The organism is Gemmatimonadota bacterium, from assembly GCA_026705765.1.
Classification (GTDB): Bacteria; Latescibacterota; UBA2968; order UBA2968; family UBA2968; genus VXRD01.
Genome location: JAPPAB010000071.1, coordinates 1 through 7,109, shown reverse-complemented (window position 1 = coordinate 7,109; position 7,109 = coordinate 1). Strand labels below are relative to the sequence as shown.

At 48.6% G+C, this 7,109-nt stretch carries 8 protein-coding genes; all 8 read left to right on the top strand.

Annotated elements, in window-relative coordinates; genetic code table 11:
• Positions 1-172 precede the first annotated feature (172 nt).
• Positions 173-826 (top strand): ABC transporter ATP-binding protein, encoded by a 654-nt coding sequence (locus OXH16_09340; GenBank protein MCY3681589.1) that lies wholly within the window; start codon positions 173-175, stop codon positions 824-826.
• Complete coding sequence (locus tag OXH16_09335; GenBank protein ID MCY3681588.1) at positions 823-2,097, top strand: ABC transporter permease; 1,275 nt, start codon at positions 823-825, stop codon at positions 2,095-2,097. Before OXH16_09340 ends, OXH16_09335 begins: the two co-directional genes overlap by 4 nt.
• The gene (locus tag OXH16_09330; protein ID MCY3681587.1) at positions 2,097-2,627 is read left to right on the top strand and encodes a DUF3299 domain-containing protein; all 531 of its coding nucleotides are present in this window, start codon (positions 2,097-2,099) and stop codon (positions 2,625-2,627) included. Before OXH16_09335 ends, OXH16_09330 begins: the two co-directional genes overlap by 1 nt.
• A 35-nt stretch (positions 2,628-2,662) precedes the next feature.
• Positions 2,663-3,061, top strand: a complete 399-nt coding sequence (locus tag OXH16_09325) for a MerC domain-containing protein (GenBank protein MCY3681586.1) — start codon at positions 2,663-2,665, stop codon at positions 3,059-3,061.
• 28 nt (positions 3,062-3,089) lie between these two features.
• Positions 3,090-3,554: a hypothetical protein gene (locus tag OXH16_09320; protein MCY3681585.1), complete on the top strand. Its 465-nt coding sequence runs from the start codon at positions 3,090-3,092 to the stop codon at positions 3,552-3,554.
• A 464-nt stretch (positions 3,555-4,018) separates the two neighbouring features.
• Positions 4,019-4,504: a hypothetical protein gene (locus tag OXH16_09315; protein ID MCY3681584.1), complete on the top strand. Its 486-nt coding sequence runs from the start codon at positions 4,019-4,021 to the stop codon at positions 4,502-4,504.
• Positions 4,505-4,568: 64 nt separating this feature from the next.
• Positions 4,569-6,770: a TonB-dependent receptor gene (locus OXH16_09310; GenBank protein ID MCY3681583.1), complete on the top strand. Its 2,202-nt coding sequence runs from the start codon at positions 4,569-4,571 to the stop codon at positions 6,768-6,770.
• A 177-nt stretch (positions 6,771-6,947) separates the two neighbouring features.
• A partial coding sequence (locus OXH16_09305; protein MCY3681582.1) for a cobyric acid synthase CobQ occupies positions 6,948-7,109 on the top strand: 162 nt, incomplete at its 3' end.

Here is a 7,109-nt window from a genome sequence, read left to right as displayed (position 1 = left end):
GTCTGCTCGACGAGCATCTCGCCTCCGCTAACAGCAAGACCTGGGCAGGGTTCCGGAATCCGTTTCCGGAGCTTATCATGGCCGAGGATCCCGCATGACCGAAACGGCCTCGTCCGTTCGATTTTGACGGCACATTTAGAAGTCACACATCGCATTTTTTGAATACTATCTCATGTTTGCACTTAAACACGTTGGGCATGTTTATGGCAGTCGTCTTGTATTGGACTTGCCAGAATATATTGAGGCTCAGCCCGATGAAAAATGGCTGTTGCACGGGCCATCGGGAAGCGGGAAGACGACGCTTTTGCATATTATAGCTGGTTTGTTAAAGCCCTCACAGGGCAGTGTGCATATTGCCAAACAGGATATTTATGCAATGACAGAGACTGCTCGCGATCGATTTCGCGGGCAACGCATTGGCATTGTTTTTCAACAATTTCACCTGTTCCCGGTTTTTACGGTGCTGGAAAATTTGCTTATGGCGCATTATATGGCCGGTGTACAGCAGGACAAAGCGCGTGTCCAACAGGTGCTTGCGGCTCTCGGTCTCGCAGGTCGCGAACACGCTTATCCATCGGAACTGAGTTTTGGTCAACAACAGCGCGTGGCAATCGCCCGGGCTGTTGTTAACCGCCCCCAATTGCTGTTGGCCGATGAACCGACATCTGGATTGGATGACGCGCGCAGCAAGCAGGTGTTGGATTTGCTCACGTCATCGGCGCGAGAGGTTCAGGCAACTCTGGTGGTGGCGTCACATGATCATCGCATTACCGATAGTTTTGACCATTGTATTGCGCTCGATGAACAGGTGGAATTGCCCGCATGAATCTCTTCAAAATTAGTCTGGCCTATATTTATCGGCGCAAGTTGAATACATTGCTCAATATGATATTGTTGGGACTTGGAACGGGTATTGTCGTTGTTTTGTTGCTTTTTGGCGAACAATTTGAAGATAATTTGCACCGCAATGTTGAAAATATTGATGTTGTTGTGGGTGCTAAGGGCAGTCCTTTGCAATTGATTTTATCCAGTGTCTTTCACGTTGATGTGCCAACGGGAAATATACCGCTTTTAGAGGCGCGTGAACTGGCAAAAAACAGAGCGGTTGCACAGGCGATACCCCTGGCATTAGGGGATAATTATCGGGGATATCGCATTGTGGGAACGACATCCGCATACGCCAAACACTACCGGGCGGAATTGGTTGACGGTACCTTTTGGGATGCACCATACCAGGTGGTCATAGGCGCGCAGGTTGCCAGCGAGACGGGTCTTGCACTGGGCGATGAGGTTATTAGTTCGCATGGGTTGACCGCAGAAACAGCTTCTGAACAACACGAATCGCAACCGTTTCGCGTGGTGGGTGTTTTGCAACCAACGGGTTCGATTATTGACCGTTTGTTACTGACTGCTGTGGAAACGGTCTGGCTGGTTCACGAACCCCATGAAGAAGAGGGCGATGGACTGGATCACCACCTGGAGAGCCAGGCCGATGAGAACCGCGCACGCGATGTTCTGGGTTTGCCGATGGACAGTGAAGCCGATGCCGAGCGCGAAGTTACGGGCTTATTGATTCGCTATCGTTCACCCATCGCAGCCGTGTCATTCCCGAGGTATGTGAACAAAGAGACCAAATTTCAGGCTGCGTCTCCCGCATTTGAGACAACGCGCCTTTTTGCATTGCTCGGTGTGGGGTTGGAGGTGGTGCGGGTTTTTGGTGGGGTTCTGGTGTTTGCAGCGGCGTTGAGCATTTTTGTGGCGCTTTATAATGCGATGAAAGATCGGCGATACGATCTGGCTATGATGCGTGCTCTGGGGGCAAGTCGCGGTAAACTTTTTATTCAGGTGCTTTTGGAGGGGATTTTGCTTACATTTATGGGCACGGGATTGGGTTTTGTGCTTGGGCATGCCAGCACTGAGGTGATTGGCGCATGGGTGCGCGAGGCACAGCATATAAATTTGACGGGATGGATTATTTTGTCCGATGAATTCTGGCTCATTGGTCTGGCGCTTGTGTTGGGTAGTGTATCGGCTCTTATACCTGCACTTCAGGTCTATCGGACAGATGTTGCACAAACACTGGTGGAGGTATCGTGATGAATATACAACGCACGGTAATGTTTATTTTGTTATTTGCTGTGGTTTTGAGAATAGATACTGGCAGTGAGACACCGCCCTCGTCATTAGACCATCGCCCAGAGCTTCAGGAGGCTCCGTTGCCCCAGATGATGAAGGGTTCGCTTTGGGAAACCCTTGCGACGGTGAGTTATGATCCTTATGCGCCGACCTTTGTACCCATTTTTTCCGATACGTTAAAAAAAGTGAATGGCAAATACGTCGAGCTTGTCGGATTTATGATTCCGCTATCGGCTCAAAAAAAACAGGCGCGTTTTGTTTTGACTCCGTATTCACTTGGGGGATGTTCATTTTGTGCAGGTGGAGGTGGGCCTGAGTCTCTTGTAGATGTTTACCCGAGCAAACCAATTGATTTTACTTATTATCCCGTTACCGTTACAGGTCGTCTGGAATTGTTGCAAAAAGATCCTTCCGAACTCTTTTTTCGCATCAGCAAAGCCGAGGTGGTGGAGACGCGTAATATGAAAAACAATCCTGGTGATACATATTAAGTGTGTCGTTATTAGAAATAAAAAGGAGATCATAAATGGCGCGTTTGAGCTATCAAACCGCAGGTGACAAAATCGCCATTGTTCTTTCAACAATGTGTGCGATCCATTGTTTGACATTGCCTGTTGCACTTATTGCGTTTCCGTTGTTGGCAACTACATTTGTTGGCGATGAACATTTTCATGGGCTTTTGATGTGGCTGATTCTGCCTACCAGCATTCTTGCTCTTGGATTGGGGTGTCGCCGTCATAAAGATCAATTTGTCATTGGTTTCGGTATCCTCGGGCTGTCCCTTCTCGTCGTAATGGTTATGGTTGGCCATGATCTTTTTGGGGAAATAGGGGAACGGGCGGGGACCGTTTTAGGGTCGGGATTTTTGATCTCAGGTCATATTCGAAATCATCATTTATGTCGCAAAGATGATTGTGAAAAATAGGATAAACATGTGAAAGGAGACGTAAAATATGGAGAGACAAAATCCAATGCGGCTCAAAGTGATAAGTGTTATAGTGTTTGCGTTCTTTGTTTCTTGCCAGGGAGAAAATAAAGAAGATGCACACCACTTGCAACAGGCGACGGATATTCACAGGGCGATGATGGAAATTGAAAAGCAATTTGAGAATCAACTGGATAGTCTAAAGTCACTTTCACATCATGCTGTGGAAATACGCGATAGTCTTCAGGTTATCGAAAAAGACTTTGAATTGTGGGAAAAAAGTGTGGTTGAAGTGCCGGGAGATGACTCGGCAGAGGCCCATGATCACGGGCATGATCACGGGCATGAACACCATCACGAAAAAGAAGATCTACAGGTGACGCCCGAGCAAATGGTCGAGATCCAAAAAGAACTAAAATCAAATCTCGAAAAGCTGCTTTTGCGATTGCAATCGATTAGACAATTGCGAGCGCATTCCGCAGGGGACAAATAGACGCACTGATAGACAACTATTTTTGCTCGCGGTAGCCCCATATAGTATTAAAAATGAATCTCTACACCAGACATCCGTTCGTTAAAACGCTGATCGCCATATTGCTCGTCGGTGCGTTTTCCCTTGCCTTTGGGCATGTGGTTGAGCATATTGAACATGAAACCCATTGCCTCGTTTGTCATTGGGTTTATAGCTTTAGTGGTCTTATCAGTGCCATAGTCATTTTGAGTGCATTATACGCCTGTTGTTTTTTCGCTCTGCCGCACCCCACATTTTTATCCCGCCAGTTTTCCCTTTCACCTCAGAGCCGATCCCCTCCAGTAGTTTCCTGAATTAAATGGTGTACCAACTGTCTGTGGTCCGCACGTAGATAGATGGTTGCCGTTCTATCGCAATAGCTATATCTACTTTACAATTAAATCTGTACAAGTTTTATTCTTTCGCGTAATATTCAGGAGACTATCATGTTTTTTGCAAGAAAATCTTTTCAACGCACCTTTGCCGCTGTGGCAGTTCTGGCTGTCGTGGTGATCGGCGGTGGTAGTGACGGACCGACGTATCACCAGGAAGAGCATTTCGAACCCGAGGGTCTGGTTATTATAGATTCGGGCAATCGTTTTTTCCGCTATTATCAAGGGCAGATTGATGCCAGCGGTGGCCGGAAAGATCATCTCGACGCACCCCTCAATGAGGAAACACCGCACTGGAGCATCCGTTTTCTGGATGACCATGGCGACGAGATTGACCCGCCAGATGATCCGGATTTCAAATTTACATGGGCGATTGCCGATCCCACAGTTTTGGAAGTTGTTCAGGATGCCGACGATGTCGGCAAGTTTGATTTTCACCTGCGTGGTCTCAAGGTAGGCGAAACTACGATTGAACTCCAGGTCACGCACGACGATCATGTGGATTTTCGCACCATTCCCATTCCCGTGCATGTTGATTAGTAACTGCTTTGCCCTCACCCGGTCTTTCAAATACAGGGTGAGGGCTTTTTATAGGAGGTATGTTTTGAGATTTACAGCCTTCATTCTCGTTTTTGTGGTCTGCTTTTCCGCGATCAGCGCGTCGGATGATACGCGTTTGCTCGAGGGATATGTTTTTGATCACAAGACCCAACGCACAATTGACAATGTCGATATCATACTCGATGATGACGCGGTGGGTACAATAACCGATGAACGGGGCCGTTTTCTCTTGCGTCTGTCGCAGGGTGTTTATCGTCTGTCTTTTTTTCGTGTCGGGTATGGATTGGTGAGTCGGGAAATAAGGGTTTCAGGTGAGAAATTGCCCATTCTGTACATCGAAATGGTTGCCCGGGAAATTGTTGCGGATACCATTGAGGTGGTCGCCCAAAGTGCAGAGACGCGCTTTGAAGAATTGTACGAAGCGACTGGCGTGCTTTCTGGAGATGAGCTTCAGAAGAAGTACAGTCTCACGCTTGCAGAGACGATGAAAAACGAAATCGGCGTTGCCATTCGCAGCATGGGACCTGCACCTGCTCGCCCGGTTATACGCGGTCTCAGTGGCGATCGCGTGCAGATCAATATAGATGGTATCGAGACTCGGGATTTATCCGCTACTTCTGCTGATCACGCGGTTACGCTTGAGCCTTTTAATTCAGAACGTCTCGAAATTATTCGGGGACCGCGCATCCTGCTTCACACGGCATCGGCTATTGGCGGGGTTATCAATGTGGTGAAACAGAAGATACCGGAATACCATCCGCAGCGCGTTTTTGGCAGTGTTGGTGCTTATGGCGAGACGGTCAATCGGGGGTATCTCTCTGCCGCTGGGATTACCGTGCCCGTGGGTCCGCTTGCGCTGTATGCCGAGACCACGTACCGCAATACCCGGGATGTGCAAACCCCCATTGGCAGGCTTGTCAACACACCTATTGACACGCGCACACATACGCTCGGTCTGTCATATCCCACTGGCCGGGGATATATTGGTGCTTCCTTTGATCAGTTCGATACTCAATATGGCATTCCCGGTGGATTTATTGGCGGGCATCCCAATGGCGTAGATCTGGATATTGATCGCCGGATATTTGATGGCAGGGCGGCCTTCCATTTTGATCACCAGGTGCTCAGTAGTGTAGAGATGGATTTTACCAGGACCTTCTATCACCACTTCGAGTATGAATCCAGTGGCAGTATTGGGTCCGAGTTTTTGTTCCACGACTACCGCGGTGATCTCAAATTGCTTATGAACACACAGGGCCAGACGCGAAATACCGTTCTGTCCCTGGGCTTTGGCCATCATAACCTCAAATTGGGGGGGTTTGTTTTTACGCCGCCCACGCGAGAGCAATGCGCTTCATTAGGTCTCTACCACGAATTTATTTATCGCGATATCGAATTTCAAGCCTCTGCGCGTTATACGTATGCCGACTTTGATCCGCGTCCGACGACAAGGAGTCTGGCGGCTCTCCGTGTAGGTCGCACCTTTCACGCCTGGTCTGCGGCGATTAGTCCGCTTGTGAACATTACCGATCAGCTAACGGGCGGTTTCAATTTCAGCCGATCCCAGCGGGAGCCTACTATTGAAGAGCTTTATAACGATGGACCCCATCTGGCTGCATACACTTTTGAGGTGGGCAATATCGATCTCGGGGCCGAAACGAGCCTGGGCTTCGAGGTCTTTTTTCACTATCTGCAACCGGGTTTCGATTTTGTTTTGAGTGGATATTGGAACGAGTTTGATACCTATATTGCCCCGCGCAATACCGGAGAGATCAATTTTGCCCAACTTTTGCCGATTTACGCTGCCGATGGTGTTGCCGCGCGATTTTTGGGCCTGGAGATGCATCTGGGGTGGCGTTTGAATACGCGTTTGAATCTGGAATTGAACGGTAGTTATGTGCGCGGCGAGAACAGGGATGAGCATTTGCCTCTGCCCGAGATGCCACCGCTCAAGTTTGTGGGCAGTACGACATATCAGCATCCCTTTCTTACGGTTGGTGGGACTGCGGAATTTGTCGCAGGACAGGAGCGGGTGGATATATTCGAAGAGCCTACGGATGGCTATGCTGTTTTTGGTGTGTATGCACAGCGCGATATTAATACCGACCATACCCGCCATAGTATTATTCTCTCTGTTGATAACCTTTTGGATACGGAATACCGCAACCATCTCTCGCGCATTCGATCCGTGATGCCCGAGACAGGGCGGAGTGTTAAAGTGCATTACAAGATGTTTTTCTTTTAATTTAGCGGTTATTATATTTCACCAAGCCCCAATTCAGCAGACTGATCTGGGGCTTGCTCTTTTTATGGTCGAGCCCTATCTTTTGTGCTGAATATAGCGCGAAAAAGCAACCACAAAATTTTTATTTGGATTTTAATGAGCGATTTGGATACTGGTTTATCCCGTGCGTTGTCGCCACTGGGCCGCGTTTTGATGGTGCAAGGAACGGCTTCTCATGTGGGCAAGAGCGTGCTGGTGGCGGCCCTGTGTCGCATTTTGCGCCAAGATGGTCTGCGGGTGGCGCCCTTTAAGGCGCAGAATATGTCCAACAATTCCTATATTACGGTCAATGGCGGCGAG